Here is a 25007-nt window from a genome sequence, read left to right as displayed (position 1 = left end):
TCGGATTATAGCGCGTCGATCGGTCCGCTTCGTGCTCAGGACGTGCTCGCTCCGTTGGCGTCCCGCGGGGTACCAAGGACGCGGTCGACAACGATCGCAGCGACCAGCGTCACCAGCACCGGCACCAGCCAACCCATGCTCTGGGCCGCCAAGGGCAAGGTCGTGAACAGTTCCGGCACCCAGTCTGAGAAGCCGGCAGCCGAGAGACCGTCCGCGACGCCGAAGACCAAGGTTACCGCCATGACCGGGATGAATATGCGGCTCGGCACCAGCCAGAATCGGTCGAGCAGGCTCAGCGAAACCAGCATGATCGCCAGCGGGTAGAGCCCAACCAGCACGGGGACCGAAACGCTGATCAGCTGGGTCAGCCCCTGGTTGGCCACGACCAGGCTGAACAGCGTGAACACCACTACCACCGTACGGTATCCAACAGGAAGCAGGCTGCTGAAGAATTCGCCGCAGGCTGCCGTCAGCCCGACCGCAGTGGTCAGACACGCCAGGGTGATCACCATCGCCAGCAACAAACTGCCGGTGGTGCCGAACGTATGCTGAACATAGGTCGTCAGGATCTGTACGCCGTTTTGCGCATCGCCGGCGATGCCCTGACTGGTGGCGCCGAGGTAGAACAGCGCGAGGTAAACGAGGGAAAGGCCGACAGCGGCGATGGCCCCGGCGATCATCGAGTAGCGGGTGACCAGCGCTGGAGCCGACACCCCGCGATCACGGATTGCGGTCGCGATGACGATACCGAACACCAGCGCCCCCAGCGTATCCATGGTCAGGTAGCCCTCCAGGAACCCCTTGAGCAGCGGACCGTTGCGGTAGCTTTCAGCCGTTGCGCCAATCTCGCCGGCCGGTGCGAAGAGTGCTGCGCCGCCCAGTACCAGCAAGGCTGCAAGCAGGACAGGAGTGATGAACTTGCCGACGCGATTGACCAGCTGACCGGGATTCAACACGAGGAACAGGGTCGCCGCGAAAAACACCACCGTATAGGCGAGCAACGGCGTGGCGGAGTTACCGGTAAACGGCGCCACGCCCATCTCAAAAGAGACTACCGCGGTGCGCGGGGTGGCGAACAACGGGCCGATGGCCAAGTAAACCGCCACCGCCAGCAGCGTACCGGCAATCCGCCCCAGTGGCGCTGTCAGCCGATCCATTCCGCCGCCCACCCTGGCTAGCGCGACCACAGTAAGCAACGGCAAGCCGACGCCAGTCAGCAGAAAGCCTGTCGCAGCAGCCCAGATGGACTGCCCGGCAGCCATCCCGGCGCTGGGCGGGAAGATGATATTGCCCGCACCCAGAAACAGCGCGAACGTCATGAATCCGAGGGCCAGTAGATCCAGGCCTTTCAATCGAGTCATCGGTAATTACCACGGCAGGAGGGTTCTGGTACGGCGAACGCACCCAAGTGTGTCTCACGAACGGTTGCGGCCTTGCCGCCCCGAAAAAAAGCACGCACCTTAATGGAAATTCCGCTTTAGCGCGAGGATCTGCAGCCGTTTTGGCAGGATGGCGCGTGAAGGTCCGCACCTCTGGTACCCGCCTAGTGTTAATTGCAAGGCTGGAGGGCTAACACGCCAGAAAACAAAAATGCCAGTCAGCGAGCTGACTGGCATTCTTTATCGCATGCAGGCGAGGAATCAGCCCTGCTTGACTGCCCAACCGGTCAGTTCGGCAAGCGCCTTGCCGATGTCGGCCAGCGAGCGCACGGTCTTGACGCCGGCATCCTGCAGAGCGGCGAACTTCTCGTCAGCCGTCCCCTTGCCGCCGGAGATGATCGCACCGGCATGGCCCATGCGCTTACCGGCAGGCGCGGTCACGCCAGCGATGTAGGACACCACCGGCTTGGTGACGTTGGCCTTGATGTAGGCGGCCGCTTCCTCTTCGGCAGAGCCACCGATCTCGCCGATCATCACGATCGCTTCGGTCTGCGGATCTTCCTGGAACAGCTTGAGGATATCGATGAAGGTCGAACCCGGAATCGGGTCGCCGCCGATGCCCACACAGGTGGACTGACCGAAACCAGCATCGGTGGTCTGCTTGACCGCTTCGTACGTCAGCGTGCCGGAGCGCGAAACGATGCCTACCTTGCCAGGCAGGTGGATATGGCCTGGCTGGATGCCGATCTTGCACTCGCCGGGAGTGATCACGCCCGGGCAGTTCGGCCCAATCAGGCGAACGCCGAGCTCGTCACACTTGATTTTCACTTCGAGCATGTCGAGGGTCGGGATGCCCTCGGTGATGCAGACGATCAGCTTGATGCCGCCAAAGGCCGCTTCGAGGATCGAGTCCTTGCAGAACGGCGCCGGCACATAGATGACCGAGGCATCGGCACCGGTAGCGTCTACCGCTTCCTTGACGGTGTTGAACACCGGCAGGCCAAGGTGAGTGGTACCACCTTTGCCCGGGGTGACGCCACCGACCATCTTGGTGCCATACTCGATAGCCTGCTCGGAGTGGAAGGTACCCTGCGAGCCGGTAAAGCCCTGGCAGATAACCTTGGTGTCTTTATTGATCAGGACGCTCATTACTTGCCCTCCGCGGCTTTAACGACTTGAATGGCCGCATCGGTCAGGCTGGTCGCACCGATGATATTCAGACCACTTTCACCCAGCATCTTCGCGCCAAGCTCGGCATTGTTGCCTTCCAGACGGACGACCACCGGCACTTTCACGCCGACTTCCTTGACCGCGCCGATGATGCCTTCGGCGATCATGTCGCAACGGACGATCCCGCCGAAGATGTTCACCAGAACGGCTTTGACGTTGTCGTCGGAGAGGATGATCTTGAACGCTTCGGTCACGCGCTCTTTGGTCGCGCCACCGCCTACGTCGAGGAAGTTGGCTGGCTGACCGCCGTGTAGGTTGACAATGTCCATAGTGCCCATGGCCAGACCGGCACCGTTAACCATGCAACCGATGTTGCCGTCGAGCGCCACGTAGTTCAGTTCCCACTTCGCCGCGTGCGCTTCGCGCGGGTCGTCCTGGGAAGGATCCTGCATGCCGCGCAGCTTGGGCTGACGGTAGATAGCGTTGCTATCGATGTTCAGCTTGGCATCCAGGCAGTGCAGGTTGCCGTCTTTCTTGATCACCAGCGGATTGACCTCCAGCAGTGCCAGATCGTAATCGACGAAAAGCTTGCCCAGGTTTACGAAAATATGGGTGAACTGCTTGACCTGATCACCCTTCAGACCCAGCTTGAACGCCAGTTCACGGCCCTGGAATGGCTGAGCGCCAACCAGCGGATCGATCGTGGCCTTGAGGATCTTTTCAGGCGTGTCGTGCGCGACCTTCTCGATGTCCACGCCACCTTCGGTGGACGCCATGAAGATGACCCGGCGAGTCGCGCGATCGACCACGGCGCCCAGATAGAGCTCCTTGTCGATGTCGGTGCAGGCTTCGACCAGAATCTTGCTGACCGGCTGACCGTTGGCGTCGGTCTGGTAGGTCACCAGGCGCTTGTCCAACCACTGCTCGGCGAATGCACGGGCTTCATCCTTGCTACGCACCAGCTTGACGCCGCCTGCCTTGCCGCGACCGCCAGCGTGTACCTGAGCTTTGACTACCCACTCGGTGCCACCGATGTGGTCGCAAGCCTCAGCCGCTTCCTTGGGGCTATCGACCGCGTAACCCTTGGAAACCGGCAATCCGTACTCGGCAAACAGCTGCTTACCCTGATATTCGTGAAGATTCATCTTAGCTACCGTTCGGTTTGATGTGCATCAGACGTTGCATGTATGCCGCGTCGCCTCAAGTCCCTGAAAACTATCAAAAATACCTTTCAGAGACCTGTCATACCTTGCGTTGAAGGTATCGACGGCCAGCGCCGGCTCCAGAGGAACCGGCGCAGGTCGCCTCTCTACCGCAGCGCCGTTAGCGCTTCTTGCGGTTAGCAATGTGAATGGCATGGCCATTCACAGCCAATGCTGCTTCGTGCAGCGCTTCGGACATGGTCGGATGGGAGAAGACCATCATGCCGAGATCTTCGGCACTGGTGCCGAATTCCATACCGATCGCGCCCTGCTGAACCAGCTCAGCCGCAGCCGGCCCCATCACATGGACGCCCAGCACGCGGTCGGTCTTGGCGTCAGCGATGACCTTGACCAGACCGGCGGTGTCGTTGGCAGCCATCGCACGTCCGCTCGCGGCGAACGGGAAGGTACCGACGTTGATTTCCACGCCCTCGCCTTTCAGCGCCTGTTCGGTCTTGCCGACCCACGCGATTTCCGGATGGGTATAGATGACCGACGGAACCAGGTCGTAGTTCATTTGCGATTTGTGGCCCGCGATGCGCTCGGCGACCATCACGCCCTCTTCCGAGGCCTTGTGAGCCAGCATCGCGCCGCGCACCACGTCACCGATGGCGTAAACGCCGGGAACGCTGGTGGCGCAATAGTCGTCGACGAAGATGAAGCCACGCTCATCCATGTCGACGCCAGCGTCGGCGGCCAACAGGTCGGTGGTGACCGGTCGACGGCCGACCGCAACGATCAGCTTGTCGAACGTCTGCTGCTGCTCGCCTTCGGCGTTGGTGAAGTTGACGGTGACCTGGTCACCTTTCACTTCCGAGCCGGTTACGCGGGCGCCCAGCAGAATCTTCAAGCCCTGCTTGCTGAGCACCTTGAATGCTTCTTTGGAGATCTGCTCGTCAGCGGCCGGCAGGAACTTGTCCATGGCCTCCAAGACGGTGACTTCAGCGCCCAGACGCGCCCACACCGAGCCCAGTTCCAAGCCGATTACACCGGCACCGATGACGCCCAGCTTGGCCGGTACGCTCTGGAAATCCAGCGCGCCGGTGGAATCGACGATGATCTTCTGATCGACCGGAGCAGGCGGAATGTCCACCGGCTTGGAGCCGGAAGCGAGGATCACGTTCTCCGCACCCAGCACCTGGGTATTGCCGTCGAGGCCGGTAACTTCGACCTGCTTGCCGCTGAGCAGCTTGCCGTGACCTTCGAAAACGGTCACGCCATTTGCCTTCATCAGGCCGGCTACGCCGCCGGTGAGGTTCTTAACGATCTGGTCCTTACGGGCCACCATGGTCGGGACGTCCATGGCGACTTCGCCCGTGCTGATGCCGTGCACCTTGAAGCTTTCGTGAGCCTCGTGGAACTTGTAGGAGCTGTCCAGCAACGCTTTGGACGGGATGCAGCCGACGTTGAGGCAGGTACCGCCCAACGCGGTCTTGCCTTCCTTGCCCTGATATTTTTCGATACAGGCGGTCTTCAGGCCCAGCTGGGCTGCACGAATGGCTGCCACATAACCGCCGGGGCCGGCCCCGATGACGACGACGTCGAATTTATCGCTCATTACGAATCCCTCATTCAAGCAGAAGCAAAAAAAGCCACAAGCCGCAAGCAGAGCTGCGGTAACCGCCGCTCTTCACTTGCAGCCTGTAGCTGCTTTATCAGATGTCCAGCAACAGGCGAGCCGGATCCTCAAGCAGGTTCTTGATCGTCACCAGGAAGCTGACCGCTTCTTTGCCATCGATCAGACGGTGATCGTAGGACAGCGCCAGGTACATCATCGGCCGAATCACGACTTGCCCGTTGACGGCCATCGGACGCTGCAGAATGTTGTGCATGCCGAGGATGGCGGCTTGCGGCGGGTTGACGATGGGGGTCGACATCATCGAGCCGAAGGTACCGCCGTTGGTGATGGTGAACGTGCCGCCAGTCATTTCATCGATCGACAGCTTGCCATCACGGGCCTTCTTGCCGAAGGTGGCGATGCCGCTTTCGACTTCGGCCAGGCTCATCAGCTCGGCGTTGCGCAGCACAGGCACGACCAGACCACGATCGCTGGAGACCGCTACACCGATGTCCTGGTAGCCGTGATAGACGATGTCGCTGCCGTCGATCGAAGCATTGACCGCCGGGAAACGCTTGAGCGCCTCGACCGATGCCTTGACGAAGAACGACATGAAGCCCAGGCGCACGCCGTTGTGGGTCTTCTCGAACAGATCCTTGTACTTCGAGCGCAGCGCCATGACTTCGGTCATGTCGACTTCGTTGAAGGTCGTCAGCATCGCCATGTTCGATTGGGCTTCGACCAGACGCTCGGCAACCTTGGCGCGCAGGCGGGTCATCGGCACACGCTTCTCGGTACGATCACCACCGGTGGTAACGACCGGCGCCGCAGCAGCGCTGGCGGCAGGCTTGGCCGCAGCCGGCGCGGACTTCTTGGCTTCGATGGCGGCAACCAGATCTTCCTTGGTGACTCGTCCGTCCTTGCCAGTGCCCTTGACGCTGTTGGGGTCGATGCCGTTCTCTTCGGCAAGCTTGCGAGCCGCAGGTGCGAGGATGGCATCCTCACCACCGGCAGCCGGCGCGGCTGCCGGCGCAGCGGCTGGGGTTTCGGCCGGAGCGGAGGCCGGCGCCGAAGCGCTGGCGGTTGCGCCGACGTCCAGCTTGCCGAGAAGTTCGCCGCTGAGCACCGTGTCGCCCTCGTTCTTGACGATCTCGGTCAACACGCCGTCGGCTTCAGCCAGCACTTCCATCACGACCTTGTCGGTCTCGATATCGACGATCAGTTCATCGCGCTTGACCGCTTCGCCCGGCTGCTTGTGCCAGGTAGCAACGGTGCCGTCGGCAACCGATTCCGGAAATTGAGGGGCTTTGATCTCGATAGCCATTAGCTGGGTCCTATTGATTCGGTTTCTACATCGAGGCCGCGTGAGCGCGGCCTCTTGCAAGAATGAGTTAAACGGTGAACGCGTCCTGCAGCAGCTTTTCCTGCTGTTCGGCATGCATGGAGGCGTAGCCGACCGCTGGAGCGGCGGAAGCTTCACGACCCGCGTATTGCAGGAACAATTCCTTCTTGTGCGCGACGGCAACACGACGCATATGGTGCTGGCTGCAGTACCAGGCGCCCTGGTTCATCGGCTCTTCCTGACACCAGACGATGCTCTTGAGGTTCTGGTACGGCGCGAGCACCTCGGCCAGATCATCTTCCGGGAATGGATAGAGCTGTTCGAGACGAATGATCGCGATGTCTTCGCGGCCTTCGTTACGACGCTTGTCCAGCAGATCGTAGTAGACCTTGCCACTGCACATGATCACGCGTTCGACCTTGCTCGGCTCGATCTGATCGATTTCCGGGATCACGGTCAGGAACGAGCCCTGCGTCAGCTCCTCGAGCGTCGAGGTCGCCAGCTTGTGACGCAGCAACGACTTCGGCGTCAGGGCTACCAGCGGCTTGCGCAGAGGGCGAATCGCCTGGCGACGCAGCATGTGATAGACCTGCGCCGGCGTGGTCGGCACGCATACCTGAATGTTGTGCTCGGCGCACAGTTGCAGGTAGCGCTCCAGGCGTGCGGACGAATGCTCCGGTCCCTGCCCTTCGTAGCCATGCGGCAGCAGCATGGTCAGACCGCACAGACGGCCCCACTTGTGCTCGCCGCTGGTGATGAACTGGTCGATGACGACCTGGGCACCGTTGGCGAAGTCACCGAACTGCGCTTCCCAGATCACCAGGGCGTTGGGCATGGTGGTCGCATAACCGTATTCGAACGCGAGCACGGCTTCTTCCGAGAGGAAGGAGTCGTACAGATCGAAACGCGGCTGGCCTTCGTACAGGTGCTGCAACGGGATGTAGGTACTGCCGTCCTTCTGGTTGTGCAACGCGGCATGGCGGTGCGAGAAGGTGCCGCGTCCTACGTCCTGACCGCTGATACGCACCGGATGGCCTTCGAACAACAGGGTCGCGTAGGCCAGTGTTTCGGCATAACCCCAGTTGATTGCCAGCGCGCCGGCGCCCATGCGCTGACGATCCTCGAGGATCTTCGATACCTGACGCTGAACCACGAAGCCTTCCGGGATGGCCAGCATCTTGCCGGACAGCTCCTGCAGGGTCTTGAGATCGAAGCGAGTATCGTGGCGGGCAGTCCAGGCATGCCCCAGGTAGGGACGCCAATCGACGAAGAGTTCCTTGTTGGGCTCTTTGACCAGGCTCTTGACCACGTGCAGACCGTTATCCAGCGCGGTGCGATAGTCGTCGACCTTCGACTGTACCTGCCCTTCCTCCAGTACTTTGGACTGGATCAGCGAGTCGGCGTACAGCTCACGGGTGGTGCGCTGCTTGGCGATCTTCTGGTACATCAGCGGCTGAGTACCACTCGGCTCGTCGGCCTCGTTGTGGCCACGGCGACGGTAGCAGACCAGATCGATGACGACGTCGCGCTTGAACTGCATGCGATAGTCGACAGCCAGCTGCGTGACGAACAGCACGGCTTCGGGATCATCGGCGTTCACATGGAAGATCGGGGCCTGGATCATCTTGGCCACGTCGGTCGCGTACTCGGTCGAGCGTGCGTCTTCCTGCTTGTTGGTGGTGAAACCAACCTGGTTGTTGATCACGATCCGGATCGTCCCGCCGGTGCGATAGGCACGGGTCTGGGACATCTGGAAGGTTTCCATGACCACGCCCTGGCCCGCGACAGCGGCGTCACCATGAATGGTGACCGGCACAACCTTGTCGCCTGCGGGGTCGTTGCGACGATCCTGACGGGCGCGCACGGAACCTTCGACCACCGGAGAAACGATTTCCAGGTGGGATGGGTTGAACGCCATCGCCAGATGAATCTCGCCGCCGGGCGTCATCACGTTGGAGGAGAAACCCTGGTGATATTTCACGTCACCGGAGCTGAGCCCTTCGACCTTCTTGCCCTCGAACTCGTCGAAGAGATCACGCGGGTTCTTGCCGAAGGTGTTGACCAGAACGTTCAGGCGGCCGCGGTGAGCCATGCCGATGACGATTTCCTTGGCGCCATAGGAACCGGAACGCTGCACGATCTCGTCGAGCAATGGGATCAAGCTCTCGCCGCCTTCCAGACCGAAGCGCTTGGTGCCCGGATACTTGGTACCCAGGTACTTTTCCAGGCCCTCGGCAGCGGTCAACCGCTCGAGCAGGTGGCACTTGATTTCGCCCGAAAAGGCCGGACGGCCACGGACGCTTTCAAGGCGCTGGATGAACCAGTTGCGCTGATCCGAATCGACGATATGGGTGAATTCGGCACCGATGGTGCGGCAATACGTCTCTTGCAGCGCCTGATGGATTTCACGCAAGGTTGCCTGATCTTTGCCCATGGCAAGATCGCCGGTACGGAAAACCGTATCCAGGTCGGCATCGGTCAAACCATAGTTGTTGATGGCCAGATCGGCCGGAACCGGGCGTTGCTGCAAACCGAGCGGATCGAGCTGGGCAGCCTGATGGCCACGCATACGGTACGCCTGGATCAGACGCAGGACTTCGACCTGCTTCTTTTCGTGCTCACTGCTGACGCTACCCGCCGAAACGGGCTGAGCGCGCCGCTGGTTCTTGGCCAGCAGGACGAAGTGATCGCGAATCGTCGAATGCGAAACATCGGCCGCAGCGCCACCACTGACGGGCAGCTTCTGGAAGTAGGTGCGCCACTCTTCGGGCACAGCGTTGGGATCGTGCAGGTAGAGCTCATAAAGCTCTTCCACATAGGCAGCGTTACCACCGGATAGGTGGGCACTGTCCCACATGCGCTGCATTACGCTTTCTTGCATGTCTGGTCACCTTCGATAAGGAGACACCACCAGCGTGGAGACCGCAGCATGACTTCCCAAGTTCTGAAGCAGCGACCCAGGTAAAGCCACTACGGACCGCGCAGATAGTTTCCGAGAACCACCCCGGATGCTCCTGCTGGTCAACAAATTTTCAGAGCGGAATCCGGCTTTGTGAGCTGAGATTCCTGCTAAAACTTCGGCGCCGAGCTTGAGCTCTGGCGCCGAAGGTGTCGCGGTGAAGCATTACCGACCCGCAATTACGCAAATAGTTACAGGCCGTTGCTCATCAGGTTGCACTCTGCAGCAACATGTTACGCACGTGACCAATCGCCTTGGTCGGGTTCAACCCTTTCGGGCAGACACTGACGCAGTTCATGATGCCGCGGCAGCGGAACACACTGAACGGATCGTCCAGCGATGCCAGACGGCTCTCGGTTTCGGTATCACGGCTGTCGGCCAGGAAACGATAGGCCTGCAGCAGTGCAGCGGGACCGAGGAACTTGTCAGGGTTCCACCAGAAGGACGGGCAGCTGGTCGAGCAGCAAGCACACAGAATGCACTCGTACAGGCCATCAAGCTTCTCGCGATCTTCCGGGCTTTGCAGACGTTCGATAGCCGGAGCCGGCGTATCGTTCATCAGATACGGCCTAACCTTCTCGTACTGCTTATAGAAGATGCCCATATCCACGGCCAAGTCACGAATAACTGGCAAACCAGGCAGCGGACGAACCACCAGCTTATTGCCCTTGACGACAGATGACAGCGGCGTGATGCAGGCCAGACCGTTCTTGCCGTTCAGGTTCATGCCGTCGGAACCGCATACCCCTTCACGGCAGGAGCGACGATAGGAGAAACCCTCGTCCTGTTCCTTGATCAGCGCCAGGACGTCCAAGACCATCAGGTCCTTTCCGTCGGTATTGACCTGGAAGTCCTGCATGTAGGGCTTTTCGTCTTTATCCGGGTTATAGCGATAAACGCTCACTTGCAACATATCGGCGACCTCAGTAAGTCCGGACCTTGGGTTCAAAAGTCGGAACTGTCTTCGGAGAGAAGTTCACGGCACGCTTGGCCACGCGCTTCTCGCCCGGGAAGTACAGGGTGTGGCACAGCCAGTTCTCATCATCACGCTCTTCGAAATCTTCACGGGCATGGGCACCGCGAGACTCCTTGCGTGTTTCCGCAGCGATGGCAGTCGCCTCGGCAACCTCGAGCAGGTTCTGCAACTCAAGCGCTTCGATACGCGCGGTATTGAAAGCCTGGCTTTTGTCGGAGATCTTGACGGTCGCGATACGCTGACGCAGATCGGCAAGCTGCGCGATGCCCTTCTGCATGTATTCGCCCGTGCGGAACACACCGAAGTAGTTCTGCATGCAGCTCTGCAGTTCTTTGCGCAGCGAAGCGACGTCTTCGCCAGTGGTGCGCTCGTTCAGGCTGGACAGACGATTCAGCGCCACGTCCAGATCGGTCTCGGTGGCACCGCGGTGCTCGATACCGTCTTTCAGAGCCTTCTCGAGATGCAACCCAGCCGCGCGACCGAAAACGACCAGATCCAGCAGCGAGTTGCCGCCAAGGCGGTTGGCGCCATGGACGGATACGCAAGCCACTTCGCCCACCGCAAACAGCCCTTCGATGATCTTGTCGTTGCCGCTGGCGTCCTGAGTGATGGCCTGACCATGAATGTTGGTGGCGACGCCGCCCATCATGTAGTGGCAGGTCGGCACCACGGGAACAGGAGCCGTGACCGGATCGACGTGAGCAAAGGTCTTGGACAGCTCGCAGATGCCCGGCAGGCGGCTGTGCAGCACTTCCTCGCCCAGGTGATCGAGCTTCAGCATCACGTGATCGCCATCCGGACCGCAACCGTTGCCAGCCAGGATTTCCTTGACCATGGAACGAGCGACCACGTCACGACCGGCCAGGTCTTTCGCGTTCGGCGCGTAGCGCTCCATGAAGCGCTCGCCGTGCTTGTTGATCAGATAGCCACCTTCGCCGCGGCAACCTTCGGTTACCAGCACACCGGCACCGGCGATACCGGTCGGGTGGAATTGCCACATCTCGATGTCCTGCACCGGCACACCGGCGCGCAGCGCCATGCCGATGCCGTCACCGGTATTGATCAGCGCGTTGGTGGTCGATGCGTAGATGCGGCCCGCACCACCAGTCGCCAATACGACGGCCTTGGAGCGGATGTAGACGGTCTCGCCATTCTCGATGCAGATCGCGATCACACCGACGATGGCGCCGTCCTGGTTCTTGACCAGGTCGACTGCGTACCACTCGTTAAGGAACGAGGTGCCGGCTTTCAGGTTGGCCTGATAAAGGGTATGCAACAGCGCATGACCAGTACGGTCCGCCGCGGCGCACGTACGCGCGGCCTGCCCGCCCTTGCCATAGTCCTTCGACTGGCCACCGAACGGACGCTGGTAGATGCGACCCTGCTCGGTACGGGAGAACGGAAGCCCCATGTGCTCGAGCTCGAAGACCGCTTCAGGGCCAACGGAACACATGTATTCGATCGCGTCCTGGTCACCGATGTAGTCGGAGCCCTTGACGGTGTCATACATGTGCCAGCGCCAATCGTCGTTCGGGTCGGCCGAAGCGATCGCGCAGGTGATGCCGCCCTGGGCCGATACGGTGTGTGAACGTGTCGGGAAAACCTTGGTAACCACCGCAGTTTTGTGCCCACCCTGGGCCAACTGCAACGCAGCACGCATGCCTGCGCCGCCACCACCGATGATGATGGCGTCATATGAAAGAGTACGAATGCTAGCCATGGATCAGATACCCCAAAGAATCTGCACACCCCAGACGAAGAATGTGAACATGGCGATGCCACACACTGCCTGGAAGAGGAAACGCACACCGGTAGCCCACTTACCGATCGCCATGTTGGTCAGGTAGTCAGTGGAAATCGTCCACATACCAACCCATGCATGCACGCTCAGCGCGACGAGCGCTAGAAGACTGAAGATGCGCATCCAGGTGGAGGCAAACAGCCCCTGCCACTGTGCGTAATCCAGCCCCGGATTTGCGACCAGGTATCCGATCAGAAACAGAAAATAAGCCGCGAGGACCACTGCCGAAACGCGCTGAGCCATCCAGTCGTAAAGACCCGAACGCGAGAAGTTCGTGACATTAGTTACCATATCCACACTCCCGCCAGAACGATCAGCACCGCCGAGACGGCCAGAACGATTTTCGAGCCCAGCTTGCCGCCTTCCAGCGTCTCGCCATGTCCCGAATCCATGATCAGGTGACGCACACCGGCCACCAGGTGGTACAGCAATGCAGACAGCAGCACCCAGATCACCAGCTTGGCCAGGGGACTATTGAGGTACGCCTTCACCTCTTCGAAGCCTTCGGCCGAAGAAAGCGATGTATCCAGCGCAAGCAACAGAATGGCCACGCCTACAAACAGGATCACGCCGGAAATGCGGTGGAGGATCGAGGTGTAAGCAGTGATCGGGAGTTTTATAGTCCTAAGATCTAGGTTTACAGGTCGTTGGCTTTTCACGGCTTTTTTTCACACTTGAGAGCCCCTAAGACGCAGGGCAAAGTTGTTGGGAAGAGCACGCAGCGGTACCCGCCACCCACGAGTGACAACCCACAGGAAACTGCCTGTTAGGCCCCTGCCGGTCGGTCGCCGAGTATAAACAGTTAGGTCGCTAATGACAATGTGGTGAAGTGCCACTAAAGGCGCATGGCGCCTCCGGTTATAAATGCCGTAAATAAGCGTTTCCGTGTTGTGAATTCACCCCTAAACCCCCTCTGCTGCGGGGTGCCCGCGCAAATTGACTTTGAGATTTATCTCACTATAGTGATGCGGGCCCTGCGTGGGGGGCCATGATGATTCCAAGCATAAAACAGGAGGCCATACATGGCTGACAACAAAGCGCAGTTGATCATCGAAGGCGCAGACGCCATCGAACTGCCCGTTTTAACCGGCACCGTAGGGCCTGACGTAATCGATGTTCGGGGCTTGACCTCCACGGGTCGCTTCACCTTCGACCCCGGCTTCATGTCTACTGCCTCTTGCGAATCCAAGATCACCTACATCGACGGTGACAAGGGCATTCTGCTGCATCGCGGCTACCCCATCGAGCAGCTGGCGGAAAAATCCGACTATCTCGAGACCTGCTACCTGCTGCTCAATGGCGAGCTGCCAACTGCCGAAGAAAAGGCGCAGTTCATCAGCACCGTGAAGAACCACACCATGGTTCATGAGCAGCTCAAATCTTTCCTCAACGGTTTCCGCCGCGATGCGCACCCAATGGCCATCATGTGCGGCGTTGTCGGCGCGCTCTCGGCCTTCTACCACGACTCGCTGGATATCAACGATCCACACCACCGCGAGATTTCGGCGGTACGCCTGGTTGCTAAGATGCCGACCCTGGCCGCCATGGTGTACAAGTACTCCATGGGCCAGCCCATGATGTACCCGCGCAACGACCTGAACTACGCCGAAAACTTCCTGCACATGATGTTTAACACACCGTGTGAAGTGAAGCCGATCAGCCCGGTTCTGGCCAAGGCGATGGACCGCATCTTCATCCTTCATGCGGACCACGAGCAGAACGCCTCTACCTCCACCGTTCGTCTGGCAGGTTCCACCGGCGCCAACCCCTTCGCCTGTATCGCTGCCGGCATCGCAGCGCTCTGGGGCCCGGCACATGGCGGTGCGAACGAAGCCGTTCTGACCATGCTGGACGAAATCGGCGACGTATCGAACATCGAGACATTCCTGGCCAAGGCCAAGGACAAGAACGATCCGTTCAAGCTGATGGGCTTCGGACATCGCGTCTACAAGAACTTCGACCCGCGCGCCAAGGTGATGAAGCAGACCTGCGACGAAGTGCTCGGCGAGCTGGGTATCAACGATCCACAGCTCGAGCTGGCGATGAAGCTGGAAGAAATCGCGCTGAACGACCCCTACTTCGCCGAGCGCAACCTGTACCCGAACGTCGACTTCTACTCGGGCATCATCCTCAAGGCGATCGGCATTCCGACCAGCATGTTCACGGTGATCTTCGCCCTGGCGCGCACCGTCGGCTGGATCTCGCATTGGAAGGAAATGATCGCGATGGGCCAGAAGATCGGCCGTCCACGTCAGCTGTACACCGGCCATCCGAAGCGCGATCTGCCGCGCTGAGTCATTAGTCGGATATAGGCTTAGGCCACTGACGAACCCCGCCAATTGGCGGGGTTTCGTTTTTTGGACAGATACCACTGAACGCGGCATCCGCACCGCTTTTTTAGTGGGAGGCGCGCCCCGCGGTGAAATGGGACCTACTGCCCACTCAAGAGCAAAAGCTTCGCCCCGAGGGCGAGGCTCCCACGAAACAAAAAGCCTTGCTAAACGCCGGATCCCCCTCCTTATAGAAAGCTGTATCCGTGCCGCTTTCGTTCAATGGAGGCGCACCCTGGCGGCGAACGGAGCGTGCTGCCAGCGCAAAGGTAAATCCAAAAAACAAAAGGTCTGCCCCGAGCGCCGACATCGGCGCGGCTGTGCGAAGTAGCGCAACAACGATCAAGACGGCGACAGATCAGGCAGTCGCCTGCTCCAGCCAGCCAAGCAGGCGAATCGCATCCTGCCGGCTATCACCGCAAACCGTATGATCGGCCCGGAACGCCCCACAGACAGCTGGCCGCGATGGCAGGCCAAATAAACCGCAGAGATTTCGCTCGGAAAGATGCATGCAACGCTCTCCTGCCGGCTTTCCGAAAGGCATGCCCGGAATCGGGGAGCTGATCGATGGAGCGATGCAACAAGCGCCACAACCAGGACGACAATCCATTTCAAACATCCGAGATGGAAAAAAACGGGCGGCGATAATAATGGCTGCTGAAGCAAAACGCACCCACACCACAAGACATCACCTCGAGCACTTGCGAAGCCATGTGCCGGGCCATAGGATCCGCCATCGTCTCGGAGTACGCCCATGCCCATCTGGCTTCAGACCGCTGCCCTGCTTTGCATTTCCAATCTTTTCATGACTTTTGCCTGGTACGGCCACCTCAAGACCCTCGGTACCAAGCCCTGGTTGATCGCCGCTCTCGTCAGCTGGGGTATCGCCTTGTTCGAGTACCTGATCATGGTACCGGCCAACCGAATCGGCTACACGGAGCTATCGATCGGGCAGCTGAAGATCATGCAGGAGGTCATCACCCTGGGCATATTCCTTCCGTTCAGCGTGCTGTATATGCAGCAGCCAGTGAAGCTCGACTACCTCTGGGCGGGACTCTGCCTGCTGGGCGCCGTGTACTTTATCTTTCGATCGTGAGCGCGACGCGGACCTGAAAGTTGCCGTCTTTAAGCGCACGATCAGATGACGCCACTACGCCGCTTCGGCATACTGGCCGCCCCTTTTCTCATCGAGATTTGCGAATGTTCAAGGTCAACGAATACTTCGACGGCACCGTCAAATCCATCGCGTTCGACATGGCGGCAGGTCCGGCCACCATCGGCGTCATGGCGCCCGGCGACTATGAATTCGGCACCAACCAGCTGGAAGTCATGCATGTGGTGGCAGGCAGCCTGGACGTGAAACTGCCCGGAAGCGAGAACTACCAAACCTTCGGCGCCGGCAGCCAGTTCACCGTACCGGCCAACAGCAAGTTTCAACTGAAAGTCGCGACGGACTCGGCTTATCTTTGCGAGTACCGTTAAACACGACGCCCCTTCGTCGCGCTGCGCTTCCAAGGTGGATGGAAGCGCCATCCGTCTTATACCGGCACGAAGCTCGGAGGGGCTCAAGCATTTGGCAAGAGCGGCTGAGGAAAACTGCGAAGCGTCATTCCCAGCTATAGTTTTGGAGGGAATGAGCGGCTTAACCCAGCGGCTCGTAGGCTTGCTTGACCTGCTTCGATTGGTTCAGGCGCGTCAGCTCCGCAGCCAAACGCTCCCGCTCCGCCCGGCCGGACTGCTGGAGCTCGAGATACAGGTGCGACAGCTCTGCAAGCTGTTCGCGTAGCCCGACGTCCAACGCATCCTCGCCGCTTAATTTCGCCATTTGCGCACGGCACTCACCGTCCAGCAACGCAATGGCCTCCCAGTCATTCGCTGCCAGCGCATCGCGCAACTTGCCAGTTAGCGTAGCGAACGCCTCTTTGCTCGATTGCATGTCTATCCTCGCTAAGTAGACAGGTTGCGATACGCCTGATGGTATGCCGCCGGAACGATCACCCAATCAAGCCTTGGGTGCGATCTGATCCCAGGCCAGCTTGATCTCGCCGAGCAACCTGCCCACTTCGTTGAGCTTGTCGACATCGTTATGCCGGCTCGCCTCGAACAGGCGCATCGTCATGTATTCATAAAGGCTGTCGAGGTTCTCCGCCAGCTCACCACCGACGCTCTTGTCGAGCGCATCGCGCAGACCACCGATGATGTTGATGGCCTTGCCAATCAACGCACCCTTTTCAGCAAACGCCTCGCGCTCCATCGCGCCTTTGGCCTGAGCTATACGGTCCAGCCCGCCTTGCATCAGCATCTGGATTAAAAGGTGAGGATCGGCCTCGTTGACCTGGACCTTCACACCGACCTGCTGATACTGCTTCATTGCTGTCATAGCGTACATTTGAATGAGCCCCTTGCTACATCAGTTTGCATGTACAGCTTATCGGTCGTCATCGCTCAAGCTTGATAGTAATTCAGGCTTTCAGAACGAAAAAAACCACCTGAACGGCGGTCTGTTTCGCACAAGCAGAATCAATTCTTCGAGTTGTTTGCAGCCCAAGGCAGATTCTCCAGCGACGCGAGAAGGCTCGCCGAGGTATTAGACAACTGGCCCACCAAGGTATCCATCGCGTTGAACTGCTTGAAGAGCCGTTCCTGCAATGACGTAATACGTCGATCGAGGTCTTCCTTCTGCTTGTCGATCTTCGTAATAGTCTCGGTCATCGCCTTGTTGCGCTGCTCGAGGATGCCGCCGGTTTCGGTATAGGCCTTGAGCTTGCCATCGAGTCGGGCGGCAAGGCCGGTGTCGCCAGTAAAGAAACCGGACAGTTGCCCGAAGTTGTTCGCCAATGTCTTGTCTAGCTTGGTGCTGTCGATGGCTAGAGTGCCGTCTTTCTGGGTCGTGATCCCCATATCGGTCAGGGCACGAATGGCACCGTCGCCCTGTGTGTTAACCAGCTCATTGCGGATCGTGCCAAGCAGCGTGCGGGCCGTTGCGTCGCCCACAAGCGCGCCGGTGACCGGCGTCTTGCCATCCCCTACAGGAGTTACTTTCGTCTGTGCGTTGACCACGCCAATAAGCTTGTTGTACGCATCAACGAACGATTGGACCTGCTTCTTAACGCCGGCTTTGTCCTCCGCGACAGTAATGGTCAGTGGCTCGCTGGCGACAGTCTTGGCCTTTAGATCGAGCGTAACGCCTTCGATTGCGCCGTCGACCTTGTTGTTCTCACTGATGATTTTCAAGCCATCGACGTACAGCTCAGCGCTTTGCGCCTGCGAAAGCACTCGCGCTCCGCCCCCAGTGCTGGAAGAAGTACCGTCGAAGGCAAGCGTAGACAGTGCGGTCTGGCCAGTTGTGGCTGCCGTCTCATTGGCAACCGCGACGGTGATATCGCGACCGGCGCCAGTCTTGTTGCTGGTCAACACGAGTCGAGAGCCAAACTCATCAGTCACAATCGTCGCGCTTACGCCCTTGTCTTTCCCGGCCTCATTGATAGCGTCGCGCATGCCGGCAAGGCTGTTATTGCTCTCGTCGATCGTGACGGAAAAGGTATCTTTTGAGGGCGGAGTTCCAGGTACGCCTAGGGAAATATCAAGCGTGCCGCTAGCAAAGGCAGCGGGCGCTTCGGCAGAATTCTGAACTGCGGCAAGTGCTACCTTGCTATTGGTTGCGAGGCTTTTAACTTCAACCTGATACGTGCCGGCACCGGCAGTCGTGCTGGCAGTTACCCCGACCAGATCCGTCTTGCTGGAAGTCGCTGAACGCGCTTGAAAAAGATCGGCCTTGTTCAATGTGCCAAGTGCCGTCTGGAAATCGCTAATAGCACCTTTCAAGGCGCCGATAGCGGTGATTTGGGTAGTGGTTTTTTTTTCGAGTGTGGCGAGCTGCGCTTCTTTCGGTGCACGCTCAGCCGCGACCATGCTGGACACGATACTCCCGATGTTTATACCGGAACCAATACCTACGTCAGCCATAGCCGTACCTCGTCAAAAATATGTTAATCAGCGATTTATATACAAGAATCGTACCGGTCAGGCCTTGGCTTCGAACATCAAACTGCGCATCTCATCCAGCCGCTCGGTCAGCCGGAGGATTTCTTCTGACGGTATCTGCCGAACAACCTTGCCTGAGTCGCCATCGATAACCTGCACGATCACGTCACCCGTCGAATCGTCGACGCTGAAGTTCAGGTCACGCTGGATGCTCTGCACCTGCGAACGAAACCGTTCGACCAGATCGGTCATGTCAGCAGGGGATTTCGCATCCGTCACTTTCCGCGGACTTGAATCTTCAGACGCAGAAAACCCAGCCTCTTTAAGAAAGCTGGGTGAGGAGCTAGCTGCCACGGACGACGTAACCCCGCCCGAAATTTTTGCGACGTCCATTGATTCACCTCTCATGAATCAATGGGGACAGAGCGAGCTCTGCCCCCATCGTTAACGCCTTCTGCTCGATTACTGCAGCAGACTCAGAACTGCCTGCGGCAGCTGCTTGGCCTGGGCAAGGATCGCAGTACCAGCCTGCTGCAGGATCTGGTTTTTGCTTAGGTTGGCGGTTTCAGCGGCGAAGTCGGTGTCCTGAATACGGCCGCGGGCTGCGGATACGTTTTCTTGCACGCTTTGCAAGTTCGCAATTGTATTATCGAAGCGGTTTTGCGCAGCACCCAAGCCAGAGCGAACGTCGTCGATCTGAGCCAGCGCGCCATCAATTACTGAGATAGCATCCTGCGCACCATCAACGCTCGAAATGTCAATTGCGCTTACAGTCGACTGCGTGGAGGATGTCTTACCCGCAGCAAGAAATGAAGCGTCGGAACCGGCGATCGTAAATCCGGCTAGCGCCGACATAGAAACGTTACCGGTGATAGTCACGGAATCTTGGTTTGTCGCAGCAACCTCCGATAGCTTTATGGCGTTTGCGGAATCTGCCTTACCGTCTTTGTCAAATGCTGTGACGGTAACGATGTCTGCAGTTGCGGCAGGTGTAGCATCCCCTTCATCAACCAAGAAGCTATCAAGCTCGATGTTGTAGCCATCTTTACTTGTTAAAGTTAGTTTTCCGTCACCTTTTGAAGCTTCAGCGATAATCCCTGTTGAGGCTGACTGCGCGTTGATCACATCTGCCAGAGCCGTAAGGTCAGTTTTATCGCTAATAGTAGCCTCTATTGCCACAGCAGTATCGTTTTTGCCTTTCAGATTGAAGCTGACTACGCCGGTTTCAGCTAATCCGCTAAGTTGCGTCTTTGTGGTCGCTGTTGCTGTTACGCCCGTGTCGGAAGTTACACTATTTACAGCGGCGGCTATTTCCCGCGCGGAGGTTCCAGTGGCTTCGGAAGTTGCCTTCTGACCTTCTGGCCCTGTTATCACCATAGTATCTTTAGCAACGTTAACGATACCGCTAGCTGGAGCTGTTCCAGCTGCTGTACCAATCACTGCCTTACCAGTATTGGTACCACTGCTCTTCAGACTATAAGAACCAATATCTTTGGCGCTCGAGGCTTTGATTGAAACTCCGATCGTTTCGCGAGCATTTGCACCGACCTGGAAGTCCACGCTTGCCATAGATCCATCAAGAACCTTTCGGCCGCCGAAAGTGGTTGTATCGGCGATGCGATTTAGCTCTGACTGCAACGCACTTACTTCTTTCTGGAGGGCTTGACGGTCAGCCGAGTCGTTCGTTCCGTTTGCAGACTGCAGAGACAAATCACGCATACGCTGCAGGATGTTGGTGGACTGCTGCAACGCCCCTTCAGCAGTTTGCGCGAGGGAGATACCGTCGTTGGCATTTCGGACCGCAACGCCAAGACCGTTGATCTGACTGGTCATACGGTTAGAGATTTGCAGACCAGCTGCGTCATCTTTAGCGCTGTTAATGCGGCTGCCAGTAGACAGGCGCTGCATGGAGGTGCTGAGGGCGTTGGACGAAGATTGCAGGTTGCGCTGAGTATTGAGCGACGCAATGTTTGTGTTGACTGTAAGAGCCATGATGAGCCTCCAAGGGCGCTAGTTACTTTGGTTGCCTGAGCTTGCGACTCCGGGCCGGCTGTTTGCCCAGGCACCCATTGAGTTCGCATTCGATTAGCTTATCGGCGTCGTTTCGGTGAGCTTTAGGAGGCATTTGAAATTTTTTGCAAGCCCCGAGAACAACCTGTGCGACACCGGCAGACCTACATCGAGCAGGTCCGCCTGCAAAGGTTTTCGGACGGACGGGAAATTTCTTTAGAAAAAGTTGTAGACGTGGCGAGCAGGCGCAAAGCGAGCCGGCCACTAGGGCGACCAGTGCTGGCTTAATGTGATGTAGGCACGCCGATCTCGGCGCGAAGCTTTGGGTTGGTACCGGCAGGAGAGCCCGTTCCGCCACGAGGGAGTGCAGCCCTGCAAAAGCACAAAAGCCTACCGGTGCTCCATGGCCTTATGTGGGAACGCCGACCTCGGCGCGAAGCTTTGGGTTGGTACTGGCGCGACAGTCCGTTTCGCCGCGGGGGCGCAGCTCCCACAAAAGCACCAAAGCACCAAAGCACAAAGGCACAAATGCCAACCGGCGCTCTCTGCCTGACGTGGGAGCGCCGACCTCGGCGCGAATACGGCAAGCTGGTGTCGAGTCAGTGCTCGAGTTCAGCGAGCCGTTGCAGGAAGGATTCTTCATCCTCCACGACGAGGCCCAGCTCGTTGGCCTTGGCCAGCTTCGAACCCGCGCCAGGCCCCGCGACCACGACACTGGTCTTGGCCGAGACGGAACCTGAGACCTTGGCACCTAATGCCTCCAGCTTTGCCTTGGCCTCATCGCGGCTCATGCTTTCCAGCGTGCCGGTAAGCACCCAGGTCTGGCCGGCCAAGGGGAGTCCTTGCGCCGCCTTGCGCTCGCTTTGCCAGTGCATCCCGAACTCACGCAGTTGGGCTTCGATGGTCCGAGCGCGCTCGGCGTTGGCCGGGTCGTCGAAGTAGTCACGTAGCGCGCGGGCCGCCTTTTCATTGAGGCGCTCGACCTGGCGCAGATCCAACCAGTCAGCTTCGATGATGCCTTCGAGACTGCCGAAGCGATCGGCGAGGCGTTGCGCACCGGTGCTGGCGATGAAGGGAATGTTCAGCCGATCGAGCAGCCCGGAAAGCGTTGCGCAGGCTGCGAACTCAGGGTGTACCTCGCCCTCCTCCTGCAATTGCACGCCTCGCTCGCGCAGCTGTGCGATAACGAGCTGGTTATGTTCGTCCTCGAAGAAGCTGTGGATCTCGTGCGCCACTTCCAGACCGATATCTGGCAGATAGACCAGCACATCCGGCAATGCCCGGCTGATCCTGTCGAGCGAACCCAACGCTCGTGCCAACAACTTGGCAGTACCCTCGCCCACATCCGGGATGCCCAGGGCAAAGATGAAGCGCGCCAGGGACGGCGTACGACTGGCATCGATGGCTTTGAGCAGGTTGCGGCTCGATACTTCGGCAAAGCCATCCAGCGCCAGCACCTGCTCGAAGGTCAGGCAGTACAGATCGGCTGGCGAGCCGACCAGTCCAGTATCCACGAGCTGCTCGACGATCTTGTCTCCCAGGCCGTCAATGTCCATGGCCCTGCGGGACACGAAATGGATGATCGCCTGCTTGAGCTGCGCCTGGCAGGCCAGACGTCCCACGCAGCGGTAGATCGAGCCCTCGCTGATCGACTCGCGACCCTTGCTGCGTTTTATCAGTTGGGTGCGTTCCACAGCCGACCCACAGACCGGACACTGTTCAGGCACCTGAACTTCACGCGCACCGGCGGGACGGCGCTCCGGAATCACCCCGAGGATCTGCGGAATGACGTCACCAGCGCGACGCACGATGACCGTGTCGCCGATCAGCACGCCCAGACGCGCCACTTCATCCATGTTGTGCAGCGTGGCATTGGAGACCGTCACGCCCGCGACCTGCACGGGCTTCAGCCGTGCGACGGGTGTGATGGCGCCAGTGCGGCCCACCTGAAACTCCACATCGAGCAGCTCGGTGACTTCCTCGCGGGCCGGAAACTTGTGGGCGATCGCCCAGCGCGGTTCACGTGCACGAAAACCCAGCTCGCGCTGCTGTTCGGTCGAATTGACCTTGAACACCACGCCGTCGATTTCGTAGGGCAACGCATCTCGCTTCTCGCCGATGGCGTGGTAATAGGCACGGCATTCAGCGACGCCCTTGGCCAGCTTCAGCTCGCGACTGATGGGTAAACCCCAGCCTTTGAGTGCGTTGAGGATGCCGATGTGGGTACCCGGCAACTCGCCATCACTTCGGCCGACACCGTAGGCGCAAAGCTCCAGCGGTCGACTGGCGGTTATCTTGGGGTCCAGCTGGCGCAGGCTGCCCGCGGCGGCATTACGTGGATTGGCGAAGGGCTTGCCCCCCGCTTCGAGCTGACGCGCATTGAGCGCCTCGAAGCCCGCCTTGGGCATGTAGATCTCGCCCCGCACCTCCAGCACTGCGGGCCAGCCGTCGCCGTGCAGCTTCAGCGGAATATTGCGGATGGTGCGCACGTTGGCGCTGATGTCTTCCCCCGTGCTGCCGTCGCCGCGGGTAGCGCCGCGCACCAGCTTGCCGTTTTCGTAGAGCAGGCTCACCGCCAAACCGTCGAGCTTTGGCTCGCAGCTGTATTCCAGCTCGGCGCCGCCGCCCAAAAGGTCGCCCGCGGGCAGATCCAGGCCCTCGCGCGCGCGCCGGTCGAAGTCGATCAGGTCCTGCTCTTCGAACGCATTGCCCAGGCTCAACATCGGTACGTCATGGCGGACCTGGCCGAAGGCGGCCAACGCGGCGCCGCCGACGCGTTGGGTGGGCGAGTCCGGGGTGACCAGTTCAGGATGTTCAGCTTCGAGCGCCTTGAGCTCGTTGAACAGGCGGTCATACACCGCGTCGGGGACGCTGGGCTCGTCGAGCACGTAGTAGCGGTAATTGTGGGCGTCGATCTCGCTGCGCAGTTCGGCGATGCGCTCTGCGGCGGTTTGGGCGGAAGGCATATGACGGAGCCGTAGCTGTGGCAGTGCAGATACAGACAGTATCTGCACGCCTTGGTTGATATGTAGGCGCGAGATTTTAGCCGATTACGAAAGTGACGGCAGGCCTGCAGCCTGCATTCGCAGCAGGGCGCGCCTCCCACGGATCTGACAGTCCTGCGGTTGTGACCCCACCGGTTTGGTGCGTGCCTGGTGGCCCTGGGTATGCAGTTCGGTTGGGCTGGGTGTCTGATGTCCCTGGCTGAGCAGAAGCCAGTGGGGTGATCTGCGCGCAGCGCTCTGGTGGGAGGCCCGCCTCGGGGCGAAGCTTTTGCTTCCGAGCAGGCAGGAACTCTTATTCGCCGCGGGGCGCACCCCCCGCAAAAAAGCGGTGCGGGTGGCGCTTTTGCTCTTCTGTGTGAGACCCGACCCGGGGTGATGCTTTAGGCAGCCTGGCGGCAAATAAGAACCGCTCCTGAGAGCGGTTCTGGGTTTAGCGCTTGGTAGTCATCTGCCGGCGTTCGTAGTCAACGATACGTTGACGATAATGCTCGATGGTTTGTGCGGTGAGCACGCTGCGCTGGTCGTCCTTGAGTTCGCCGTTCAGCTCCTGAGACAGCTTTCGAGCAGCGGCGACCATCACGTCGAAGGCTTGCTTCGGGTACCGCGGCCCGGGCAGGCCGAGGAAGAAGCTCACGGCCGGCGTGGTGAAATGGTCGATGTCGTCCAGGTCGAACGTACCGGGTTTGACAGCGTTAGCCATGGAGAACAGCACCTCGCCATTACCGGCCATGCTCTCGTGACGGTGAAATATGTCCATCTCGCCGAATCTCAGACCACTCTCGAGGATGTTCTGCAGCAAGGCGGGGCCGCGGAAGCCATGCGGGTCACGGGAAATCACGTTGATGACCAACACCTCTTCGACCGGCGGCAGATCCTGGCCGGACTCGTCTGGCTTCCCTTCTTCATTATCTGCAACCGGGTCGAGCAACGTCGGCACCGGCGCGTCGTCGCTGGAGAAACGAAGGTCTCCTTGCTGAGGTTCTGTTGGGCGACGCTTGCCGGTTTCGCGGGCACTCATCGAAGGCAGATCCGCTTCGTCCAGCGATGGCTCATTGCTGCGACTCACCACGCGGGGCGGCCCCAGCAACTCGTTGGAATCGTCGTCCTCCGGGAGGTTGTTCGCGATATTACGGTCCAGCTTGAACTTCAACTTGCCCTTGCTACCGCGCATCCTCCGCCAGCCATCGAAAAGAATGCCGGCGATAACAATGATGCCGATGACGATCAGCCACTCGCGCAGACCGATATCCATTAATGCTTAAACCCCTGAAATCGATGATAAAGACGCAGA

The 25007-nt window shown here is 59.3% G+C and carries 21 protein-coding genes; 3 read left to right on the top strand and 18 right to left on the bottom strand.

Annotated features, from left to right (window positions below):
* Positions 1–35: 35 nt before the first annotated feature.
* The 10 genes from brnQ to sdhC all read right to left on the bottom strand — a co-directional run bounded on the left by brnQ (position 36) and on the right by sdhC (position 13046).
* Positions 36–1361, bottom strand: a complete 1326-nt coding sequence (brnQ, locus tag KCX70_RS10055; protein ID WP_212620072.1) for a branched-chain amino acid transport system II carrier protein — start codon at positions 1359–1361, stop codon at positions 36–38.
* A 279-nt stretch (positions 1362–1640) separates the two neighbouring features.
* Complete coding sequence (gene sucD / locus KCX70_RS10050; protein ID WP_021207869.1) at positions 1641–2528, bottom strand: succinate--CoA ligase subunit alpha; 888 nt, start codon at positions 2526–2528, stop codon at positions 1641–1643.
* Positions 2528–3694 carry an ADP-forming succinate--CoA ligase subunit beta gene (gene sucC, locus KCX70_RS10045; protein WP_212620071.1) on the bottom strand — a complete coding sequence of 389 codons (1167 nt, stop codon included), beginning with the start codon at positions 3692–3694 and terminating at the stop codon, positions 2528–2530. The genes sucD and sucC overlap by 1 nt, the downstream gene beginning before the upstream one ends.
* 178 nt (positions 3695–3872) lie before the next feature.
* Positions 3873–5309 (bottom strand): dihydrolipoyl dehydrogenase, encoded by a 1437-nt coding sequence (gene lpdA / locus KCX70_RS10040; RefSeq protein ID WP_021207871.1) that lies wholly within the window; start codon positions 5307–5309, stop codon positions 3873–3875.
* 97 nt (positions 5310–5406) lie between these two features.
* Positions 5407–6633, bottom strand: coding sequence for a 2-oxoglutarate dehydrogenase complex dihydrolipoyllysine-residue succinyltransferase (gene odhB, locus KCX70_RS10035; RefSeq protein WP_212620070.1), 1227 nt, complete (start codon positions 6631–6633; stop codon positions 5407–5409).
* Positions 6634–6700: 67 nt separating this feature from the next.
* Positions 6701–9532 carry a 2-oxoglutarate dehydrogenase E1 component gene (locus KCX70_RS10030; protein WP_102850803.1) on the bottom strand — a complete coding sequence of 944 codons (2832 nt, stop codon included), beginning with the start codon at positions 9530–9532 and terminating at the stop codon, positions 6701–6703.
* Between the two features lie 286 nt (positions 9533–9818).
* Complete coding sequence (locus tag KCX70_RS10025) at positions 9819–10523, bottom strand: succinate dehydrogenase iron-sulfur subunit (protein WP_021207874.1); 705 nt, start codon at positions 10521–10523, stop codon at positions 9819–9821.
* A gap of 10 nt (positions 10524–10533) precedes the next feature.
* Positions 10534–12306 (bottom strand): succinate dehydrogenase flavoprotein subunit, encoded by a 1773-nt coding sequence (gene sdhA / locus KCX70_RS10020; protein WP_102850804.1) that lies wholly within the window; start codon positions 12304–12306, stop codon positions 10534–10536.
* 3 nt (positions 12307–12309) lie between these two features.
* Positions 12310–12678, bottom strand: a complete 369-nt coding sequence (sdhD, locus tag KCX70_RS10015; protein ID WP_021207876.1) for a succinate dehydrogenase, hydrophobic membrane anchor protein — start codon at positions 12676–12678, stop codon at positions 12310–12312.
* On the bottom strand, positions 12672–13046 hold the full coding sequence (sdhC, locus tag KCX70_RS10010; protein ID WP_102850805.1) for a succinate dehydrogenase, cytochrome b556 subunit: 375 nt from the start codon (positions 13044–13046) through the stop codon (positions 12672–12674). The genes sdhD and sdhC overlap by 7 nt, the downstream gene beginning before the upstream one ends.
* A 363-nt stretch (positions 13047–13409) precedes the next feature.
* Here sdhC and gltA point away from each other — a divergent pair, with 363 nt between their 5' ends.
* Positions 13410–14681 (top strand): citrate synthase, encoded by a 1272-nt coding sequence (gltA, locus tag KCX70_RS10005; RefSeq protein ID WP_021207878.1) that lies wholly within the window; start codon positions 13410–13412, stop codon positions 14679–14681.
* A 394-nt stretch (positions 14682–15075) separates the two neighbouring features.
* On the opposite strand, the gene KCX70_RS23285 is transcribed toward gltA, so the two are convergent.
* Positions 15076–15327, bottom strand: coding sequence for a YkgJ family cysteine cluster protein (locus KCX70_RS23285; protein ID WP_249121736.1), 252 nt, complete (start codon positions 15325–15327; stop codon positions 15076–15078).
* Positions 15328–15471: 144 nt separating this feature from the next.
* Here KCX70_RS23285 and KCX70_RS10000 point away from each other — a divergent pair, with 144 nt between their 5' ends.
* Positions 15472–15813, top strand: a complete 342-nt coding sequence (locus KCX70_RS10000) for a DMT family protein (protein ID WP_212620069.1) — start codon at positions 15472–15474, stop codon at positions 15811–15813.
* Positions 15814–15917: 104 nt separating this feature from the next.
* Positions 15918–16199: a pyrimidine/purine nucleoside phosphorylase gene (locus tag KCX70_RS09995; protein WP_021207880.1), complete on the top strand. Its 282-nt coding sequence runs from the start codon at positions 15918–15920 to the stop codon at positions 16197–16199.
* A 160-nt stretch (positions 16200–16359) separates the two neighbouring features.
* Here KCX70_RS09995 and KCX70_RS09990 read toward each other — a convergent pair whose 3' ends face one another.
* The 7 genes from KCX70_RS09990 to zipA form a co-directional block, all read right to left on the bottom strand.
* Positions 16360–16653, bottom strand: a complete 294-nt coding sequence (locus tag KCX70_RS09990; RefSeq protein WP_212620068.1) for a flagellar protein FliT — start codon at positions 16651–16653, stop codon at positions 16360–16362.
* 66 nt (positions 16654–16719) lie between these two features.
* A complete protein-coding gene (fliS, locus tag KCX70_RS09985; RefSeq protein WP_212620067.1) occupies positions 16720–17106 on the bottom strand; it encodes a flagellar export chaperone FliS in 387 nt (128 codons plus the stop codon).
* 131 nt (positions 17107–17237) lie between these two features.
* The gene (fliD, locus tag KCX70_RS09980) at positions 17238–18683 is read right to left on the bottom strand and encodes a flagellar filament capping protein FliD (protein WP_212620066.1); all 1446 of its coding nucleotides are present in this window, start codon (positions 18681–18683) and stop codon (positions 17238–17240) included.
* A gap of 57 nt (positions 18684–18740) precedes the next feature.
* The gene (locus KCX70_RS09975) at positions 18741–19094 is read right to left on the bottom strand and encodes a flagellar protein FlaG (protein ID WP_212620065.1); all 354 of its coding nucleotides are present in this window, start codon (positions 19092–19094) and stop codon (positions 18741–18743) included.
* A 69-nt stretch (positions 19095–19163) separates the two neighbouring features.
* Positions 19164–20693, bottom strand: coding sequence for a flagellin (locus KCX70_RS09970; RefSeq protein ID WP_212620064.1), 1530 nt, complete (start codon positions 20691–20693; stop codon positions 19164–19166).
* A 617-nt stretch (positions 20694–21310) separates the two neighbouring features.
* Entirely contained in the window at positions 21311–23677 is a 2367-nt protein-coding gene (gene ligA, locus KCX70_RS09965) for an NAD-dependent DNA ligase LigA (protein ID WP_212620063.1), read from the bottom strand.
* 469 nt (positions 23678–24146) lie between these two features.
* Positions 24147–24968 (bottom strand): cell division protein ZipA, encoded by an 822-nt coding sequence (gene zipA, locus KCX70_RS09960; RefSeq protein WP_212620062.1) that lies wholly within the window; start codon positions 24966–24968, stop codon positions 24147–24149.
* Positions 24969–25007 lie beyond the last annotated feature (39 nt).

Origin of the sequence: Stutzerimonas stutzeri, from assembly GCF_018138085.1 — a bacterium.
Taxonomy (GTDB): Bacteria; Pseudomonadota; Gammaproteobacteria; order Pseudomonadales; family Pseudomonadaceae; genus Stutzerimonas; species Stutzerimonas stutzeri_AI.
This window is presented reverse-complemented; position numbering and strand designations above follow the sequence as displayed.